Genomic DNA, 246 nt, shown 5'->3' on the forward strand with positions numbered 1-246 from the left:
GAGCGCGCTGCACTTTCCCGATGGCGCAACCAGCCCGCCATCGTGACCAAGGCCGGAAACTCCAGCATCCGGCGGTCCAGAAAACGTAGGCAGACCAACACCAACCAGGCTCCGGTCGCGGCTGGATGAAAGTTCAGTGGCAGGTCACAAGGCCGACAAACCAGCGAAACATCAGGTTGTATTGCATCTGCTCCATCAACTGGCGCTCAGATCGAACAGAGAACAGGATCTGGATCAGGCTGGCCC

Annotated in this window: 1 pseudogene; it reads right to left on the minus strand. The window is 58.9% G+C overall.

From position 1 onward, the window contains the following. Positions 1 to 148 precede the first annotated feature (148 nt). Positions 149 to 246, minus strand: a pseudogene (locus tag IE00_RS19390) (transposase); the annotation flags it as partial.

The organism is Paracoccus sp. SM22M-07, assembly GCF_001887735.1.
GTDB lineage: Bacteria > Pseudomonadota > Alphaproteobacteria > Rhodobacterales > Rhodobacteraceae > Paracoccus.